This window comes from Nostoc sp. (assembly GCF_036916735.1).
Taxonomy (GTDB): Bacteria; Cyanobacteriota; Cyanobacteriia; order Cyanobacteriales; family Nostocaceae; genus Nostoc.
Genome location: NZ_JBALFV010000036.1, coordinates 14814 through 34373 on the forward strand (window position 1 = coordinate 14814; position 19560 = coordinate 34373).

Genomic DNA, 19560 nt, shown 5'->3' on the forward strand with positions numbered 1-19560 from the left:
ATCGCTTTACTGTTTTTCCTGAAAGAATATATTGCTCTTTTATTACTCTGAAAAAATAAAACATTTTAGTGTAGTTTTGATTGTGTATTCAGGTCAGTTATTCAGATGAAGCAGACCCAAGAAAATGCTGATTTGCCTGTCGGATTTTAGCCGCTGCCTCATCGTAGAGGAAGGGTAAATAAGCATAGCGCCGTCCTTGAGTTACAGGTGTTGCTTCGTGTAACAAGGAACAGGAAAAGACGACAGCTCCACCCGCAGGCGGTTGGTAGGTTTGCTGACCAAATTCTGGAAATCGCAAACATCCACCTTCGTATTCACCTGTATTCAAGTTCAAGGACACTGCAAAGCAGCGATGAGCAGTTCCTTTGGTGGTATTGTCTCGGTGGGGTCTAAAATGTCCACCAATTTGGCTGTCATAGCAAGCAACAATGTGGCGCTCCATTCGGGTTGCTTGAAACTGAAATGCTTTAAAAATTTCGGGAGCGAGGCGGTCGTGAATTCGATGCATCGCCGCATTCCGCAGTTCCTCATCAGTAATTTCTTGATCGTGCCGCCGTTTACGACCGTAATCGTACAGTAGGACTGTACGACCATCGATATCCCGCATAAAGCCGGAGTCTTCACCACCATGCAAGTTATAGAACTGAATCAGCGCCCGACATAGTTGTGGTTCAAATATCCTGGGTACAACCAAAACAGGTGCTTGAATTGGTGCCGATGCTTGTGATGGGATGGGTGGCAATTGGGCGAGAAATGCCATCAACTGAGGCACATGAGTTTCGGGTGACTCGTTAAATGGCAGCACCGCCAGCACTCGCAAACTGTAATCGAGTATTAGCGTAAATTGTCTGTAATCTCCTGTGGCAGTAATAGCACCGTACTGCTGGCTAATAGCTTGATTAAAATCCCAGAAGAACCGGATGCCCGGAATATGCTGCTGAACTCGGTGCTGCAATTCATCCTCTGGATCGATGCTTACACCAAAAAAACAGTAGTTCTGGTCATCAAAGAATGCCTGTTGGCTCCAGATATCTTCAATAATGCGCTGACTTGTCTTCACTTCTCCTGAACCGAAGAAGCACAGCACAATGTAACGACCCGCAACTGTGTCGAAGTGATAATTAGCATTGCTTGTAGAACGGGCTGTGAACCACGGGGCTGGCTCACCAATCGTCAGAAGTGTCTGGCGCATGGATATAGGCTTGTTCCAGTTCCTAGTCTAGGTAGTTTTCGGATGCAGCGTTCTTGAGGGAAAACGGTGTTACTAGAATATTATCTACCTATGTATCGTTTATGTCTACGACTTTCAACCTAAAGCCAACTGCATCAACGAACAATTAGGCTACCCCAGCAATGGATGCAACCAACTGGATGAACAGTGGGTATCAAGCTGAAGGGACGGTGAAAACTCATGTGACTCACCTTTTAAGCCGTCTCAATTTGCGTAACTGATCGCAGATAGCAATTTATGCTAACTCTGTTTATAGTGTTTAAATTTTTTTGGATAATTTATGCACTGTAGCGATCGCACCAAAAGGGTAAGAATGCTTGAGCGATCGCCATTCACCTCTAACATCACGTTATTATTGGATATTATGGGATTTGTCTGCATAATTACTAGCATCTATAACATTAATAAAATATAGATGATTAGCTAAATAGGAAAACCTAATGGACGGTAAAAGATTTATCTATTCTATTCAATTAGAAAATTTCCTTTCTTATGGAAATGAAGGTGAAAAAATTGAACTGCAACCGCTCAATGTCTTAATTGGGGCTAATAGTTCGGGCAAATCAAATTTAATTGAAGCAATTGAAATTTTAAGAGCAACACGCACAGACTTACCCGCACCATTTCGGCAAGGGGGAGGCATTACCGAGTTTCTGTGGAAGAGTGGACAGGAAAATCCAGTAGCGAAAATAAAAGCTATTGTTAATTATCCAGAAGGACTTCAACCCTTACATTATCAGTTGATGTTCACGTCTAATAGTAGAGGTAGGCTAGATTTAATAGACGAAATAATAGAAAATCAGTACCTAAATTCTGTTGATAATGCTCTCATTTCTTATTATCGTTATTACAGTGGATATCCAGAATTAATGGTACAAAAAATTAACTATTTACAACAAAATGGTAACTATATTTATCCGAAAATTTAATACCAGATAAGTCTATTTTATCTCAGCGAATAGATCCAGATTTGTATCCAGAACTTTCTTATCTCAGCACTAATTTTTCTAATATAACTTTATATCGTGACTGGCAGATGGGGAAATATTCAGAACCAAAAAATGCTCAGAAAACTGATTTGCCCCAACATCATTTACTAGAACATGGGAGTAATTTTGGGTTATTTTTAAATGATTTGCAATCAAAAATAGGTAGAAGAAAAATTATTGAAAATCTGAAAAAAATTTATGAGCCAGCAGAGGAACTGGATGTAAGAATATATGGCGGTACAGTACAAATATTTATTCGTGAAGAGGGACTTATTCAACCAATTTATGCTAATCGTTTATCTGATGGTACACTTCGTTATTTATTTTTGATGGTTTTACTGCTTGATCCAACTCCACCACCACTGATATGTATTGAAGAACCAGAAATAGGTTTGCATCCAGATATTTTACTGACTATTGCAGAAATGTTAATAGAAGCATCAGGGCGAACTCAAATCATAGTTACTACCCATTCTGATGCTTTAGTTTCTGCTTTGAGTGAATATCCTGAATCAGTCTTGGTGTGTGAACGTGATGAAAAAGGCTCTCACCTCCGCCGCCTTGAACCTGATAAACTAAAAAATTGGTTAGAAAATTATACTCTTGGCGACCTCTGGCGGATGGGTGAAATTGGGGGAAATCGATGGTAACAGAGGTAAGAATTTATATAGAAGGTGGTGGAGATGGAAAAAATACAAAAGCTTTAATTAGGCAAGGATTTAGCCAATTTTTCAAACAACTTGTAGAAATAGCTAAAAATAAAAAAATTAAATGGGATATTACTATATGTGGTTCTCGTAATAACGCTTTTCGTGATTTTAGGAATGCGTTAAAATATCATCCAGAAGCCTTTAATGTCTTGCTTGTTGATGCAGAAGAATGTGTTACCTTACAGTCTTCTTGGAAACATCTGAAGCTTAGGGATAATTGGGATGAACCACCAGATATTGATGATAGCCATTGCCATTTAATGGTACAAGCAATGGAAGCTTGGTTTATTAGTCATATAGCAACGCTGAAAACATTTTACGGACAGGGATTTAAAGAAAATGCTATTTCCAAGAATACTAATGTGGAGACTATCGACAAGCATAGTTTAGAACCAAGTTTAAAAGCTGCAACTCGTAGCACTACAAAGGGTGAGTACCACAAAATAAAACATGCCTCGAAGCTTCTAGAATTGTTGGATCTGAACAAAGTACGTCAGGCTTCACCATACTGCGATCGCCTGTTCACCACACTAGCCGCAATAATGGGTACATCAGCAAGCTAATATAACGAAGGGTAAAATATCCTTGAGCGATCGCTATTCAACTTTCACATCACGTTATCATCGGATCTTGGGGAATTTCCGTGCGTAACTCGATAGCATCTATGACTGCCTCTCACTCTGAAACTCCATCTACCAAGCCTGATGCAAGTACTTTTATTTCTGACCATCAACAGGTGGATCGCAGTAAGCTAAGTCAAATGTACCTGCACTATGTCGAGACGAAGGATAAATATCCTCACGCGGTATTGCTGTATCGGGTAGGAGATTTCTTTGAATGCTATTTCCAAGATGCTGTAAAACTAGCGCAAGAATTGGAATTAGTTCTCACAAGTAAGCAAGCTGGGGAACAGGGACGAGTTGCGATGTCTGGTGTTCCGCACCACGCTTGGGAACGCTACGCAACGCTGCTGGTAGAAAAAGGCTATGCAGTGGTAATTTGCGACCAAGTGGAAGATGCTTCTGAAGCTGCTGGTAGATTGGTGCGACGAGAAGTAACGCGCATTCTCACCCCAGGCACTTTGCTAGAAGAGGGAATGCTCAAATCAAGTCGCAATAATTACTTAGCAGCAGTAGTAATTGCCGCAAATCATTGGGGTTTAGCTTATGCAGACATCTCTACAGGCGAATTTCTCACGACTCAAGGTAGTGATTTAGAACATCTGACACAAGAGTTAATGCGTTTGCAACCTTCAGAGGTGCTAGTTCCGACAAATGCGCCTGATTTGGGTAGTTTACTGCGTCCAGGAGAAACTTCGCCGCATCTTCCAGAGTGCTTGCCACGATCATTTTGCTATAGTTTGCGATCGCAAGTTCCCTTTTCCCAAAACGAAGCTAGACCGAGATTATTGCAGAAATTTAAGGTGCGATCGCTCGAAGGACTTGGTTGCGATCATCTTCCTCTTGCCGTTCGTGCGGCTGGCGGTCTTCTAGAATATTTGGAAGATACTCAAAAAGAAAACCCTGTCACCCTTCAAAGACTCCGCAGCTACACTGTCACCGACTACCTAATTGTTGACAATCAAACCCGCCGTAACTTAGAAATTACCCAAACGGTTCGGGATGGTACTTTTCACGGTTCCCTACTTTGGGCATTAGATAAAACTAGTACAGCGATGGGTGGGCGGGCTTTGCGGCGGTGGTTGTTGCAACCCTTACTCGATATTAAAGGCATTCGAGCGCGGCAAGATACTATCCAAGAATTGATGGAAAATACGCCCTTGCGGCAAGATTTGCGGCAATTGTTACGCCAAATTTATGATTTGGAACGTTTGACAGGAAGGGCAGGTTCTGGTACAGCTAATGCTAGAGATTTAGTAGCTTTGGCAGATTCTCTCTCACGCTTACCAGAGTTATCTAACTTAGTAATTGAGGCACGTTCTCCATTTCTCAAAGCTTTGCAAAAAGTCCCAAATGAGTTGGAAGAATTAGCACACAAGTTACACGCGCATCTTGTGGAGTCGCCACCCATACTAATTAAAGAAGGCGGATTGATTCGCCCTAGTATAAATCCCTTATTGGATCAGAGAAAGGCAACTGTAGAAGCGGATCAGCAATGGATTGCTAATTTAGAAGTTGATGAGAGAGCTAAAACAGGTATTTCCACACTGAAGGTAGGATTTAACAAAACCTTTGGTTATTATATCAGCATTTCCCGCACCAAAGCTGATCAAGTACCCGCTAATTATATCCGTAAGCAAACCCTGACCAATGAGGAACGTTACATCACCCCAGATTTGAAGGAACGAGAAGCTCGGATTCTCACAGCGCGGGATGATTTAAATCAGTTGGAATATGAGATTTTTACGACGTTGCGGGAAGAGGTAGCACAAGAGGCGGAAGTAATTCGCAATCTGTCTCGTGCAGTAGCGGCGGCGGATGTATTATGTGGTTTGGCTGAATTGGCGGTGCATCAAGGTTACTGTCGTCCAGAAATGTTGTCAGGAAGGGAGATAAACATTGTTGATGGGCGTCATCCAGTGGTGGAACAGTCTTTACCTGCGGGTTTCTTTGTGCCGAATTCGACGCAATTGGGTCAAGAGTCATTAGCAGATGACCAAGAACAAATGACCAATACTTCTCTACCAGAGGCTGCACCAACAGCTACGCCCTTCTCTACGAGAGGCTGCGCCAACGACTACGCTCAGGACAAGCTCAGTACAAGTGACAAAGGGCAAATGACAAATGACAATCCCGATTTGATCATCCTCACCGGGCCAAATGCGAGTGGTAAAAGTTGTTATTTGCGTCAGGTGGGATTGATTCAGTTAATGGCGCAAATTGGTAGTTTTGTACCAGCTAAGTTTGCCAGATTGGGAATATGCGATCGCATTTTCACCCGTGTAGGTGCAGTTGATGATCTTGCAACTGGTCAATCTACGTTCATGGTTGAAATGAATGAAACGGCGAATATTCTCAACCATGCCACATCTAGGTCGCTAGTACTGTTAGATGAAATTGGTCGAGGAACAGCAACATTTGATGGTCTTTCCATAGCTTGGGCGGTGGCGGAATATATCGCAGTGGATATTCGGGCGCGAACGATTTTTGCTACTCACTACCATGAATTGAATGAACTGGCAAGTATTTTGCCAAATGTGGCTAATTATCAAGTGACAGTAAAAGAATTACCCGACCAAATTATCTTTTTGCATCAAGTCCAACCGGGAGGCGCTGATAAGTCTTACGGTATTGAGGCGGGAAGATTGGCAGGTTTACCAGCTGTAGTTATTCAACGAGCAAAACAAGTGATGGGGCAAATTGAGAAGCATAGTAAGATTGCAATGGGACTGCAAAATCTGGATTGATGTCTCACTGCATTTCCTTAACATTGCAAGCCCATGCATTAAGATTGCAAGCTGACGCATTAAAATTGCAAGCCGATGCATTAAAATTGCAAGCCGATGCATTAAGATTGTAAGCCGATGCATTAAAATTACAAGCCGATGCATTAAAATTACAAGCCGATGCATTAAAATTGCAAGCCGATAAGTCATTAATCAAATCCGATTCCTAGCTTAAAGGAGCAGGATATGTGCCAAATAGTTGAAATATTGTTAACTTTTATGCTTAAAATTGCACAAGAGGTTTATTTAGCATCTACTGACAGCTAAAGTCAACCCTTTGCAGGACTCCCATAAGCAATGCTGACTGAAATTTTGCCTTTTTCCTTTGAGTTAGACACGATCGTGATCGCCGGAGCGAGTTTGTGGTCATTGGCGCTATATCTAGGTTTTTCCCAAGTCAATGAATGGGTAATCGAGCAACTCAATCGCTGGTTTAACTTTGCCGAGCGATCGCTTTATACCAGCCAATCAGAATTTGAAAAGACTCGTAAAGCTAGAGAATCTCAAAACTCTTTCTACGCTTCATTATTTAGCATTGTGCCTTTTTTGGTAGTTGGTGCTTTATGTAACTGGGTTCTGGAAATTAGTTTAGGTGAGAGTTGGGGAATTAGTACAGGTATATTAGCTTGTATGGGCGCTGGCATTTATGAACTTGGACGCAGGGATGGAGAATCTTCGGATTAGGTAGAAGAAAAAGTGAAGGAATAATTTTGAATTTTGAATTGTTTCCCATTCCCTTTACTTTTCAATTTCCTCACTAACAATCTGTGCTATCTTTTGGGCTGCACCACTTTCGCCACGAATCTTACGGAGTTTAGCGCGAATATCGTCCAATTTTTCTGGATGTGCCAAAAAGTCTAAAACCATTTCCCCAACTTCTTGCGGTTGAAGTTTACCAATAAGTTCTGGCACTATCTCTTCCTGTGCCCAGATATTTGGCCATGCTAATAAACCTTTGCGTCTTACAAATCTCAGAAATAACCAATTAATCACCTTAGCGCATAGCGTACCTACTCCTGGCAGATTTGCCAACAACCCAGGTAAACCATCCCAAGAACGCATGGCGTCAAGTTGCTGTGTTGGCAGCAAAACAATCATTGGCACTCCTAAAGCACCGAGTTCGGCAGTATTTGCCCCCACTGTAGTCAAGCAGATGCAGCACTGGGACAATAAGTGATATGCAGGGTTTTCTTGCCACAGTTCCACAGTTAAGCCCGTTGTTGTTTTGAGCAATGGCTTACTGCTAGCGTCCTCTGGGACAATTAACGAAGCACCGCCAAAGCCAAAGATTTCAGCAATAGGGTTCTTTTTGGGATCATCAAAACTAGCTAAAGTTTGTAAATCTAAAGTTGGGGCTACAGAAATTACAAATTTAGTTTGAGGTCTTTTAGCATGGATGTATTGGGCGATCGCTAAAGATAATGGTACTCCTTGAGCTAATTTTGCTGCTTTTGAACCAGGGAGTAAACCAATTAATTCAGTCTTTTGTCCTACCTTGTTGTCATTAGTCATTTGTTCTTTGTCGTTTGTTAAAGATAAATGACCAATACTTCGACACTTCGGCAAGCTCAGTGCATCGCTACGCTCAGTACAAGTGACTAATGACGAATGACTACTAGCTTCTAACATCAAATCACCGACAACGGTGAATTTGTAAACATATTTCTGGGGGACATCGGCAGCAACTTCAGGTTTCATCACCCCAAAACGATCAATCCACTTATGCCAACGGGCTGACCATTCAGCGTAAACTACTGTGCGATATCCTAGCTTTTTGCCTATAACTACAGGGAAAATTTGATCGCCACCGAGAAAAACAACTACACCGTGACTTCTCCAATCCCAATTCTCAAAGGTTTTACCCCAAAGCAAAAATTGCCAAAAATACTCTGCTTTCTGTACTCTATCTACTTCTGGGTAAGAAAGAGCGATCGCAGCTTCTTTACCAGTAGCATTTGAGCAAGGCGATAGAACTACACTGATTCTAACTTGATTTCGGTCATCGCCGAATTTTTGCCGTAACGCCTTTACTACTGGGCGTACCCAGGTTGTTACCTCACCTGGGCCATTTGATAGGATGAGAATATCTACTTGAGTCATTAGTTAATATTCAAGATTTAGGGGTCATTAGTCAAGAGGGAAATATTACTTAATTCGTTCCTAATTTTTAGAGGTGCAACATCGCTGATGTAATTGCAGGCTATATTCGATAACATCTGCAAGTTTTTGGCAAAATCATTTTCAGTCGAATAATTCTTAAAATACTAAATTCTCAATTTATACTTATAGATTAATATTTAATCATCTTTATAATGTCTTATAGTGACTTCTCGTTGTCAAAAGTTAAACGCGACTTTAACTTAACTACAGTTGAAAATGGACGGTTTTTACCCGAAACACAGTCCATAGAACCTAGTTTTTACCTAAAAGAAGCACTAAGTGAAGGACTACCACTAGCAACAGCAACTGGTTCAGAAAAAGCTCGCTCAGAGTTAATTATTAGTCCTATTCTTGTAGAACTTAGAAAAATTCTCGAACGCAAAGTCAGCTTTTTTTCGGGTGAAGATTTTACCGTCGCATCGGAGCTAGGCTTAAGTGGAGTATGTGATTTTTTAATTAGCCGCTCACCCGAACAAATATTTATTGAAGCTCCTGCAATAGTGATTATTGAAGCGAAAAAAGGTGATTTAAAACCTGGATTAGGACAATGTGCAGCAGAAATGATTGCCGCACAAAAATTTAATGAAATCAATAATATACCGATTAAGACAATTTATGGCAGCGTCAGTAGCGGTACGGCTTGGCGATTTTTGAAATTAGAAGGGCAAACATTGATTATTGATTTGAATGATTATCCGGTTCCACCAGTAGAAATACTATTGGGAATGTTGGTTTGGATGGTGCGCGAAGGTTAAAGAAGAATTTAGAATCAATTAGTAGGGGATTCAGCAGAAAGTTAAGCCAGTTGCTTGGGCAGGTTTTGAGCAAAAAGTTTAGGATATTGTAACAAATATACTGAATAAATATGTTGCGATCGCATTAATTGTCTGTGTCACAGGTTGGACTGTCGAGCAAGTTCAATAATTACAGGCTTAAACGAAGGATAATCAAGCTGAGTGACATAAAAGGCAGAGAACTCCACACCTACAAATGCATCTATAGCATCCTTATTGTGAATTATAAAAGTTGCTTGTTCGTAAGCAGATATCAATTTTCTGTTGTTTGGTATTAGTGTTGATATAGCGGTTTTCAACTAAACTGTATTCTTTAATAATTTCTCAGTTTAACCTCAAAGAAACCCTGTCTCTCTGCTACTTAGCATAACTCGCAACTAGATAATTTTAGTCAGCATAAGCAAGTTTTATTTTGTAAATGGAAAAATCGTTAAATAGTTATTTAACTCTACATCTAACAAAATATAACAAAAAATTTACATAAATTGAGCAAATACTTTTAGATACAGTCAACAATTACAAAGAAATATTTCGTTTTTTATATCGATTTGTATCAGATAGACGATAAAATGCCCAGTGGGTAAGTGTTTTCTGATAAAAAACACATATTGCCTAAAAATCACAAGTTACCTGTGGCTGCTGATGCCGCTAGGAACTTCCTGTAGAGAACACGCATCAAAGGAGCCGAAGAAGCATGTTCACACACGTCAAGTCCACCATTAGACACATTGCGCCAGATAACTTACGCGGACGTAATTTAATCAAGGTGGTCTATGTCGTGCTTGAGTCCCAGTACCAGAGTGCATTATCGCAAGCAGTTCGCACGATTAACGCGAACAATCCCAACTTGGCGATTGAAATCAGCGGGTACTTGATTGAGGAACTCCGCGACCCAGAGAATTATGAGGAGTTTAAACGAGAAATTGAGAGTGCGAATATCTTCATCGCTTCCCTCATTTTCATCGAAGACTTAGCACAAAAAGTAGTAGCAGCAGTAGAACCACACCGCGATCACCTGGATGTTTCCGTTGTCTTTCCCTCCATGCCAGAAGTAATGCGCCTGAGTAAAATGGGCAGCTTTTCCTTGGCACAATTGGGTCAGTCAAAAAGTGCGATCGCCCAATTCATGCGGAAACGCAAAGAAAAATCCGGTGCGGGATTCCAAGATGGAATGCTGAAGCTTTTGCGAACCCTGCCGCAAGTGCTGAAGTTCCTCCCAATGGACAAGGCACAAGATGCCCGAAATTTCATGCTCAGTTTTCAGTACTGGCTAGGTGGTTCACCAGAAAATCTGGAGAACTTCTTACTGATGCTAGCTGATAAATATGTATTTAAAGGTTTAGAGAAACAAAATTTTGCACCTTCTACATATCAACAGCCTGTGGTTTATCCCGATTTAGGGATTTGGCATCCTTTGGCTCCCAGTATGTTTGAAGATGTCAGAGAGTACCTCAATTGGTATACAGCTCGTAAGGATATTTCTAATGATCTAAAAGATCCCCTAGCTCCTTGTGTTGGGTTAGTATTGCAACGCACTCACCTAGTTACAGGGGATGATGCCCATTATGTAGCAATGGTGCAGGAGTTAGAAGCACTAGGCGCACGGGTACTACCTGTATTTGCTGGTGGTTTGGATTTCTCCAAGCCTGTGGATGCCTACTTTTATGAACCAAATACCAACACACAGTTGGTAGATGCAGTAATATCACTGACTGGTTTTGCTTTAGTGGGTGGCCCAGCCAGACAAGACCATCCCAAGGCAATTGAATCACTCAAACGCTTAAACCGTCCTTATATGGTGGCGTTACCCTTAGTATTCCAAACCACAGAAGAGTGGATGGATAGCGATTTAGGGTTACATCCGATTCAAGTAGCTTTGCAAATTGCAATTCCTGAATTGGATGGGGCAATTGAGCCGATTATATTATCGGGTAGAGATGGGACTACAGGGAAAGCGATCGCCCTACGCGATCGGGTTGAAGCTGTAGCCGAACGTGCCTTAAAATGGGCAAATCTCCGCCGCAAGCCGAAGCTGGAGAAAAAAGTTGCCATCACCGTTTTCAGCTTCCCGCCAGATAAAGGCAACGTTGGAACCGCCGCTTACTTGGATGTATTCGGTTCCATCTACGAGGTGATGAAAGCCCTCAAAAATAACGGCTACGACTTGCCAGATTTGCCAGAGTCAGCCGAAGCGTTGATGCAAGAAGTCATCCACGACGCACAGGCGCAGTACAACAGCCCAGAACTCAACGTTGCTTATAAAATGTCGGTTCCTGAGTATGAGGCACTTACCCCATACTCTCAACGCCTAGAGGAAAACTGGGGCCCACCTCCCGGACATCTCAACAGTGATGGGCAAAACTTGCTAATTTATGGTAAGCAATTCGGTAACGTCTTCATCGGTGTCCAACCCACATTTGGTTACGAAGGCGACCCGATGCGGCTGTTGTTCTCCCGTTCAGCTAGTCCTCACCACGGTTTTGCAGCCTACTACACTTACCTAGAGCAAGTTTGGAAAGCTGATGCTGTACTGCACTTTGGTACACACGGTTCCTTGGAATTCATGCCAGGTAAACAGATGGGGATGTCTGGCGATTGTTATCCAGATAACTTGATTGGCTCAATTCCTAATCTGTATTACTACGCAGCCAATAATCCGAGTGAGGCGACAATTGCCAAACGTCGGAGTTATGCCGAAACAATTTCTTACTTGACACCGCCGGCAGAAAATGCTGGTTTGTATAAAGGTTTGAAGGAACTCAGCGAGTTAATTGCTTCCTACCAAACTTTAAAAGATAGTGGACGTGGCATTCCCATTGTCAACAGCATTATGGATAAATGCCGAATCGTGAATCTGGATAAGGATATCAACCTACCAGAAACCGATGCCAGAGAGATGAGTACCGACGATCGCGATCATATTGTTGGCAACGTCTACCGTAAGTTGATGGAAATCGAGTCTCGGTTGTTGCCTTGTGGGTTGCACGTCATTGGTAAACCACCAAGTGCAGAAGAAGCGATCGCAACTCTCGTCAATATCGCCAGCTTGGATCGTCAGGAAGAAGGACTTCAAGGCTTACCGGGAATTATCGCCAACAGCATTGGGCGTAACATTGACGATATTTATCAAAATAATGACCGGGGTATTTTACAAGATGTCCAATTACTGCAAGACATCACCTTAGCAACCCGTGTAGCAGTTAGCGCCCTTGTACAAGAGCAAACCGACGCAGAAGGGCGAGTTTCTCTAGTTTATCGGTTGAATTTCTTTAACATGGGCAAAAAAGAACCTTGGGTAGAATCATTGCATAAAGCAGGTTATCCCAAAGTTGACACAGCCACACTCAAACCCTTATTTGAGTATTTGGAATTCTGCCTCCAACAAGTTTGTGCCGACAACGAACTGGGAGCATTACTCAAAGGCTTAGAAGGTGAGTATGTCCTACCTGGCCCAGGTGGCGATCCCATCCGCAACCCGGATGTATTGCCCACGGGTAAGAATATCCATGCACTCGATCCACAATCCATCCCCACAACCGCAGCAGTACAATCAGCCAAAATCGTTGTAGACAGGCTTTTGGCACGTAACAAGGCAGAAAATGAAGGAAAATGGCCAGAAACCATCGCCTGTGTCCTTTGGGGAACCGATAACATCAAAACTTACGGCGAATCCCTAGCGCAAATTATGTGGATGGTGGGCGTGCGTCCAGTTCCCGATGCCTTGGGACGGGTGAACAAATTGGAATTAATATCTCTAGAAGAGTTAGGACGCCCCAGGATAGATGTAGTAATCAACTGTTCTGGTGTATTCCGCGACTTGTTCATCAACCAAATGAACCTGCTAGACCAAGGCGTGAAGATGGCGGCTGAAGCAGATGAACCCTTAGAAATGAACTTTGTTCGCAAACACGCTTTGCAACAAGCTGAAGAAATGGGGGTTAATCTCCGTCAAGCAGCAACTCGCGTCTTCTCCAATGCTTCTGGTTCCTACTCGTCAAATATCAACTTGGCAGTAGAAAACAGCACTTGGGATAGTGAAGCCGAGTTGCAGGACATGTATCTCAAGCGGAAATCCTTCTCATTCAATTCCGATAACCCCGGAATAATGGACGAATCCCGACAGATTTTTGAAAGTACTTTGAAAACTGCTGATGCAACTTTCCAAAATCTGGATTCTTCCGAGATTAGTTTGACGGATGTTTCTCACTACTTCGATTCAGATCCCACTAAGCTTGTGGCAAGTCTGCGGGGTGATGGTAAAAAACCAGCATCTTATATTGCAGATACAACCACAGCTAACGCTCAAGTGCGGACATTAACAGAAACCGTGCGCTTAGATGCTCGTACCAAATTGTTAAATCCCAAGTGGTACGAGGGGATGCTGAATCACGGTTATGAAGGTGTGCGCGAACTCTCCAAGCGATTGGTAAATACAATGGGTTGGAGTGCAACAGCCGGCGCTGTAGATAACTGGATTTACGAGGATACTAACGAAACCTTCATCAAAGATGAAGAAATGCAGAAACGATTGATGAACCTTAATCCCCATTCTTTTCGCAAGGTTGTATCAACTTTATTGGAAGTGAATGGACGCGGTTATTGGGAGACTAGCGAGGATAATTTAGATCGCCTGCGCGAGTTGTACCAAGAAGTTGAAGACCGGATTGAAGGGATTGAGTAGTTGGAAGGAGTAGAATCAGCGTAAATCATTAGGGTGGGCAAATAGCCCACCTTTAAGTTTAAATGGATTGCACACTAATAAAGATAATTAAGAAAACAGTATGAGTATTACACCTAAAGGGATAAGCATATTGGAATTATATCGTCTTTATAGAGAAAATAATCTTATTGTAAATCGTAGATACCAACGTAAACTTGTATGGGCGAAAATAGAAAAAGCATCTTTAATAGAAAGCATCCTTTTAAAATATCTTATTCCACTAATTTTATTTGGCAAGTTCAAAAAAGATGGAAAAGATATGTATGAAATCATTGATGGGATGCAACGATTAAATGCCATTTTTTGCTTTATCGAAAACCAATTTTCGATTGATGGTAAGTTTTTTGATGTTAAAAAGCACCCATTAGCTAATGAACTAAGTAATCAAGGAATATTTAAACCAGTAAAAACAAGTATAGAAAATTTATTGAATGCTCAAGAATGTATAGATTTTTGAGAATATTCATTAGCTGTTACTATCTATGAGGCTAACACTAACAAAGAGATTGAAGATGTATTTAATAGAATTAATTCCAATGGAAAACATTTATCCGCTCAAGAAGTAAGATCAGCTGGAGTTACAAGCAATTTTGCAGAATTAGTTAGATTGTTAGCTTGTGAAATTCGAGGTGATGTATCAAGAGAAATTGTTCCTCTTTCAGAAATGCCTGAGATTAGTATTGATTCTAAATCTATTAATTTAGGATATGGGGTTCTTGCAGAAGATACATTCTGGTGTCGTCAAGGTATTATAAGTAACTCTGATTTGCGAGAAAGTGCAGATGAACAATTATTAGCAGACATAATACTTTCTATAGCTTTAGGAAAACCTTTCCCAGCCAGGAAAGAAAACTTTGATAATTATTATGGCAAGGGAGATGCAGATAAATCAGATGAGATAGAATTAGCAGTTACACGATATGGAACAGACCACCTTAAAGAAGATATTAAAGCTATACTCTCACACATAAAAAATGCTGGGAATTCAGTCTCTTTAATAGACTCAGGGAACGATAAAAATTTCCTCAGAAGGATTCTTAGTCGTGATGGAGGAGTTAGCAATCCAGTTAAAGAGCCGTTTTATACATTATTTATGGCTTTTTATGATCTAATTATCCAAGAATCTAAAGAACCTTTTGATTACCAAGCAATTTTTAATGCGGTAATGGGACTTATGACAAAAATAGAAGTAAGTGCTAGTATTACAGCAGATAAAAGAACAAGAAATATTGGTCTTACCAAAGGACTAATTCAAAACTATTTTAAATTATCAACATCAACAACTCGTAGTAGTGGTTCTTATGCAATAGATTTGGAGAACTATTTAAGACGCTCCAAAACAGAAGCTCCAAATTATGATTTTAAACAAGGATTATTTTCATTAAACCGTTCTAATCGGAGTTTTGATAACAATTGCTTTGAAAAAATTTGTCAAAATATTGCGGCAATAGCAAATTTAGGCAAAGGAAAAAGAGGATACATATTTCTGGGAATATCTGACAATGACAAAGATACTCAAATTATTGAGGCACTTGATCAAATATCTGCACCTAGATTTTTCCCATTCGGTATTGTTGGAATAGAAAGAGAGGCTAAAATTAAAAGCATAACGCTCGATCAATATATACTAAATATTAGTCGAAAAATTAGGGATTCTAAATTACCAGAATGGCTAAAAACCAGCGTTAACACAGGATTAACACCTATTACATATCATGATCATACAGTATTAATGATTGAAATACAAGCAGGAAAAGAGCCTGTATGGTATGAAAATAAGCTCTATATAAGAGACGGACATGAAAAACAACCTCAAGAGTTATCTGGTGAAAAAATTAGTGCCGTATATAACTTGTTTCAATAGCAAAATATTATTGGCAACTTCGCAAAATTGAGAATTGAATGCCTAAATAACTAAATAAAGTAATAGCTTACCCTTCCAGAACAGGCGATGTCTAACGACAAGCCCTGAGGTAGAGCGTCTCCGGCTTTGCGCTTGCGTCTACGCCTTATTTTTGAGGTTTTTTGCAAGGCGATCGCTCTTTTGTTAACTATTTTTCTTTAGGGCAAAATTTCAAAGCTATCGCAGCCCTTAGGTCGAAATAATCTAAAGTCTCGCTGATCTAAAGTAAATATTTTTTTAATACCATAGCGTTCAGCTATAGCCATAACGCTTGCATCTACAAAATCAATCCGACTATCTGCATACTCATTCAAGATTTCCGCCACACGAATTACATCTTGGTCTGTTAAAGCTACTAAACTAAATCGACTCACAGATAGTCCTTGCAAAAAAGCTACAACTATAGCTACACCTGCATTACGTCCTACCAAATAAGCTAATTCTGCCAATACTGTTTGTGGTAACAGAATTTGTTTTTGTTGTGTATATACTATTGCAGCAATACTGTGCATTGCATCCGAACGGTTCAACAATGCTACAACAAAACCCGTATCAGCTACTGCTAAGGTTATTTCCACGTCCAACCAGATTTTTCAGTAATCTCTTGTTGGAGAATATCTTCCGACTTTGTAGCTAAATCAGGTGTTCCTGCAAATAAGCCAATTAATGGGTCAGACACAGCATTATCAACTGTTTCTAGCAATTGGGTTTCAAGATATAGCCTAACAGCTTCGCTGATAATTGATTTAGGAGATTGCCCTCGTTCAGTAGCCAGATTTATGACTTTTTCTAGTAAAGTCTGTTCCAGTTTCCAGTTAAATGTAGAGTCCACCAGATAACTTCTCTTTTTAGTAATAAAAAATATTCTAACAAATAGGGGTTTGATACTCACTATTATACTTTTTTTATCTTTAATAAGACTTACGCAAAAATCGCCAAAAAGCTTAATTTATTAAACCGCCAAGACCGCCTTCGCGGAGCGTCTCGTAGAGAAGAACGCCAAGAATCGTAGTGTGTGCGTAAGTCCTATTTAAGTTAAATATACACAGCGATACTTACGGTAAGCTACGCTAACGTACTACTTTTCCACAACAGGCAATGTATAACGACAAGCTACTATGCGTCTACGCTTTGTTTTTAAGGTTTTCTGTAAGGCGTAGACGTAGCCCGCACTTCAACTGCGCTCAGTGACCTCGTAGACATCGCCCACAATGCCATCATACAATCAGCGATCGCTTTGGAAATGTGGGAGCGCGATCGCTTCTATATTAAATTTTATGGGAATATTCAAGTTTAAATTTTTCTATGGATAGCTAGTGTAGAAGTGAATATTCAAGTTTAAATTTTTCTATTTCTCTAGATTCTAAGTCAAATATACACAGACAGATTGCATTTCTTTATTTTACAAACAAGCGATCGCTGTTTAAATTAAACAAACTAATCCAAAATCCACGCAGCCTGAAAAAAGTCACGTTCGCAAAACATTGCATAACGATAGGTTGAATACACAACAGAATTGGTATCGGCATAATTGTCAACTAAATTTTCTAATTGTTGTGTTAGTGGTTGAAAATCTGCACTACTGTAAGTACGAATCCAGTCTGCATATTGATGATCAGGAATGCCGTTACCAGCTAACTGTTCTCCCAAAAAGGCATACAAACGCATACAGGGAGACATCGCCGCAGCTGTTAAGCCCACATCTCCACCCCAAGCAGTTGCTAATAAAAAGTCAGTATAGCGGCGGGTATTGGCTCCTGGTTGTACAGAATGCAAATTGATTCCCCACCTAGAAGCATAGCCACCATGCAGCCGTAGTTCTTCTAAAACTCCAGTAGCTAAGTTATGAAATGTGGTGAAACCTAACCAGTCTGGTGCTTTAGCTGCGGCGATACTGTACGCACGGGCAAAAGCTTCTAAAAAAAAAGCATCTTGCCCCACGTAGTAAGCAAATTTAGCTTGCTCAAGAGTACCAGTGCCAATGCCTTGAACGAAAGGATGCTCTAGGCAAGCTTGGGCTAAATCTTGATTTGCTGCCCATAATTCGTTAGATAAAGTCATTTGTTATTTGTCATTTGTCATTTGTTATTATCCCTCTGTTGTTTCAACTCTCACTCTTAAAAAGGGAAGAACTGGAGCAAGACTGAACCAAGACTTCCTAAAAAGTCTACGAAACTGGGTTTACCAACACTTACCTTTTCATTTACGGGTGTTTGCAGTTCTTTAATAAAAGCTTGGGCTGTTTGCGTTCCAGGGGTATTGTTTTGAGATGTAAACAATTTTTCAGCAACTTGGGCATCTTGAAATGCACCTTGTCTATCTAGTATTTGGTAACGGGCGACACCACGAGCTAAATAAGCACCCGCAAATTCTGGTTTAATAGCGATCGCTTGATTAAAATAACTGATTGCTTGCTGTTGGTTGCCTTTTTGCCCTTCTGCTACACCCAAAGCATAAAATTCCTCTGGTGAAGCAATTTGTGATGGTATACCAACAGCACCTTGGAAGTTAGCGCCATTCAAGTTTGCACCAGTCAGTTCTGCATTTGCTAAATAGGTATTTCTCAAATCAGCACCCGCTAAATTTGCCCCACTGAATTTAGCTTGGCTTAGGTTAACACCAAATAAACTCGCGCCATTCAAGTTTGCACCCCGTAAATCTGCGCTAGTTAAGTTTGCCCGACTGAGGTTAGCACCTGTGAGATTAGCACCGCTCAAATTGGCTCCAGATAAGTCAGCCATCACTAAACCTGCATTAGTCAAATCGCAGTTTTGACATTGCTTGGTTGCCAATAACTGTTTAACGTGTTCAGAATTTGCTGCTTGTACGGTGGTTGTCAAACTAATCGTGGTTAAAAAAGCAGCTATAGCTAAAATTTGCTTCTTCATGTTTTTTGTAAAACTTATTACTCAGTATTAAATTAACTGAGACAGATTTATACCTCAGCATTATGATATGAGCAATCTGAACAGTTTGCCCTCTGTAGTTGCCTATATCACTTGTAAATTTGAGTAAACATTTACATATACCCTGATTTTAAATAAATATGAGACTATAGAAGCATTAAGACAGCCATAAAAACGTGAGTCAGCAAGACAAACTCGTAGAAAAAATTCTTTCTGGGACTTCTGATACAGACATCCCTTTCGCCCAACTGTGGCAACTTTTATATCGACTAGGCTTTGAGGAACGGATTCGTGGGGATCATCGTATTTTTAGCAAAGCCGATGTTGAGGAAATATTGAACCTGCAACATAAGATCGGAAAAGCTAAAAGTTATCAAATTAAACAAATTCGTGCAGTAATTCTTAAGTATAAGTTAGGAAATAAAAATGATGTTTCGCTATGAAGTTATTCTCTATTGGAGTGAATTAGATCAAGCCTTTATTGCTGAAGTACCAGAATTACCAGGCTGTGCTGCTGACGGAAATACTTATCAAGAAGCTCTGCATAATATAGAAGTAGTGATGCAGGAATGGATAGAAACGGCTAAGGATTTAGGGCGACCAGTTCCTGAACCTAGACCGCGTTTAATGTACATTTAATTGATACACAAGCCAAGTCAAACTTATTTTTTAAGAGCATCATAAATATTTAACACCATATTAGATATGGAGCAGAAAAATCTTGGTTAAAAGACCAAAAAA

General features: G+C 40.5%; 15 protein-coding genes and 1 pseudogene. 10 read left to right on the forward strand and 6 right to left on the reverse strand.

The features are described 5' to 3' along the window. Positions 1-97: 97 nt before the first annotated feature. The gene (locus V7L20_RS08915; protein WP_334743725.1) at positions 98-1192 is read right to left on the reverse strand and encodes a 2OG-Fe(II) oxygenase; all 1095 of its coding nucleotides are present in this window, start codon (positions 1190-1192) and stop codon (positions 98-100) included. A 479-nt stretch (positions 1193-1671) separates the two neighbouring features. On the opposite strand from V7L20_RS08915, the pseudogene V7L20_RS32575 reads away from it, so the two are divergent. From V7L20_RS32575 to V7L20_RS08945, 4 genes and pseudogenes are all read left to right on the forward strand, one after another. Continuing rightward, positions 1672-2870, forward strand: a pseudogene (locus V7L20_RS32575) (AAA family ATPase). Next, positions 2864-3493 (forward strand): DUF4276 family protein, encoded by a 630-nt coding sequence (locus V7L20_RS08935; RefSeq protein WP_334743728.1) that lies wholly within the window; start codon positions 2864-2866, stop codon positions 3491-3493. The pseudogene V7L20_RS32575 and the gene V7L20_RS08935 overlap by 7 nt, the downstream one beginning before the upstream one ends. 101 nt (positions 3494-3594) lie before the next feature. Next, a complete protein-coding gene (gene mutS, locus V7L20_RS08940) occupies positions 3595-6297 on the forward strand; it encodes a DNA mismatch repair protein MutS (protein ID WP_334743729.1) in 2703 nt (900 codons plus the stop codon). Between the two features lie 336 nt (positions 6298-6633). Beyond that, entirely contained in the window at positions 6634-7020 is a 387-nt protein-coding gene (locus tag V7L20_RS08945; protein ID WP_334743730.1) for a hypothetical protein, read from the forward strand. Between the two features lie 54 nt (positions 7021-7074). On the opposite strand, the gene V7L20_RS08950 is transcribed toward V7L20_RS08945, so the two are convergent. Continuing rightward, positions 7075-8436: a lipid-A-disaccharide synthase gene (locus tag V7L20_RS08950; protein ID WP_334743731.1), complete on the reverse strand. Its 1362-nt coding sequence runs from the start codon at positions 8434-8436 to the stop codon at positions 7075-7077. Positions 8437-8648: 212 nt separating this feature from the next. Here V7L20_RS08950 and V7L20_RS08955 point away from each other — a divergent pair, with 212 nt between their 5' ends. The 4 genes from V7L20_RS08955 to V7L20_RS08970 all read left to right on the forward strand — a co-directional run bounded on the left by V7L20_RS08955 (position 8649) and on the right by V7L20_RS08970 (position 15874). Further along, positions 8649-9251, forward strand: a complete 603-nt coding sequence (locus V7L20_RS08955; RefSeq protein WP_334743732.1) for a hypothetical protein — start codon at positions 8649-8651, stop codon at positions 9249-9251. A gap of 733 nt (positions 9252-9984) precedes the next feature. Further along, positions 9985-13971 carry a magnesium chelatase subunit H gene (locus tag V7L20_RS08960; RefSeq protein WP_334743733.1) on the forward strand — a complete coding sequence of 1329 codons (3987 nt, stop codon included), beginning with the start codon at positions 9985-9987 and terminating at the stop codon, positions 13969-13971. Between the two features lie 100 nt (positions 13972-14071). Beyond that, positions 14072-14467, forward strand: a complete 396-nt coding sequence (locus tag V7L20_RS08965; protein WP_334743734.1) for a DUF262 domain-containing protein — start codon at positions 14072-14074, stop codon at positions 14465-14467. A 150-nt stretch (positions 14468-14617) separates the two neighbouring features. Continuing rightward, positions 14618-15874 (forward strand): AlbA family DNA-binding domain-containing protein, encoded by a 1257-nt coding sequence (locus V7L20_RS08970; RefSeq protein ID WP_334743735.1) that lies wholly within the window; start codon positions 14618-14620, stop codon positions 15872-15874. Positions 15875-16071: 197 nt separating this feature from the next. Here V7L20_RS08970 and V7L20_RS08975 read toward each other — a convergent pair whose 3' ends face one another. The 4 genes from V7L20_RS08975 to V7L20_RS08990 form a co-directional block, all read right to left on the reverse strand. Then, positions 16072-16491 (reverse strand): type II toxin-antitoxin system VapC family toxin, encoded by a 420-nt coding sequence (locus V7L20_RS08975; RefSeq protein WP_334743770.1) that lies wholly within the window; start codon positions 16489-16491, stop codon positions 16072-16074. Continuing rightward, a complete protein-coding gene (locus tag V7L20_RS08980) occupies positions 16482-16745 on the reverse strand; it encodes a CopG family transcriptional regulator (RefSeq protein WP_334743736.1) in 264 nt (87 codons plus the stop codon). The genes V7L20_RS08975 and V7L20_RS08980 overlap by 10 nt, the downstream gene beginning before the upstream one ends. A gap of 605 nt (positions 16746-17350) precedes the next feature. Then, the gene (locus V7L20_RS08985; RefSeq protein WP_334743737.1) at positions 17351-17974 is read right to left on the reverse strand and encodes a TenA family protein; all 624 of its coding nucleotides are present in this window, start codon (positions 17972-17974) and stop codon (positions 17351-17353) included. Positions 17975-18030: 56 nt separating this feature from the next. Further along, entirely contained in the window at positions 18031-18801 is a 771-nt protein-coding gene (locus V7L20_RS08990) for a pentapeptide repeat-containing protein (protein ID WP_334743738.1), read from the reverse strand. A 194-nt stretch (positions 18802-18995) separates the two neighbouring features. Between V7L20_RS08990 and V7L20_RS08995 the strand changes: the two genes are divergently transcribed. Next, the gene (locus V7L20_RS08995) at positions 18996-19262 is read left to right on the forward strand and encodes a type II toxin-antitoxin system HicA family toxin (protein WP_334743739.1); all 267 of its coding nucleotides are present in this window, start codon (positions 18996-18998) and stop codon (positions 19260-19262) included. Beyond that, a complete protein-coding gene (locus V7L20_RS09000) occupies positions 19246-19458 on the forward strand; it encodes a type II toxin-antitoxin system HicB family antitoxin (protein WP_334743740.1) in 213 nt (70 codons plus the stop codon). The genes V7L20_RS08995 and V7L20_RS09000 overlap by 17 nt, the downstream gene beginning before the upstream one ends. The last annotated feature ends 102 nt before the right edge of the window (positions 19459-19560 follow it).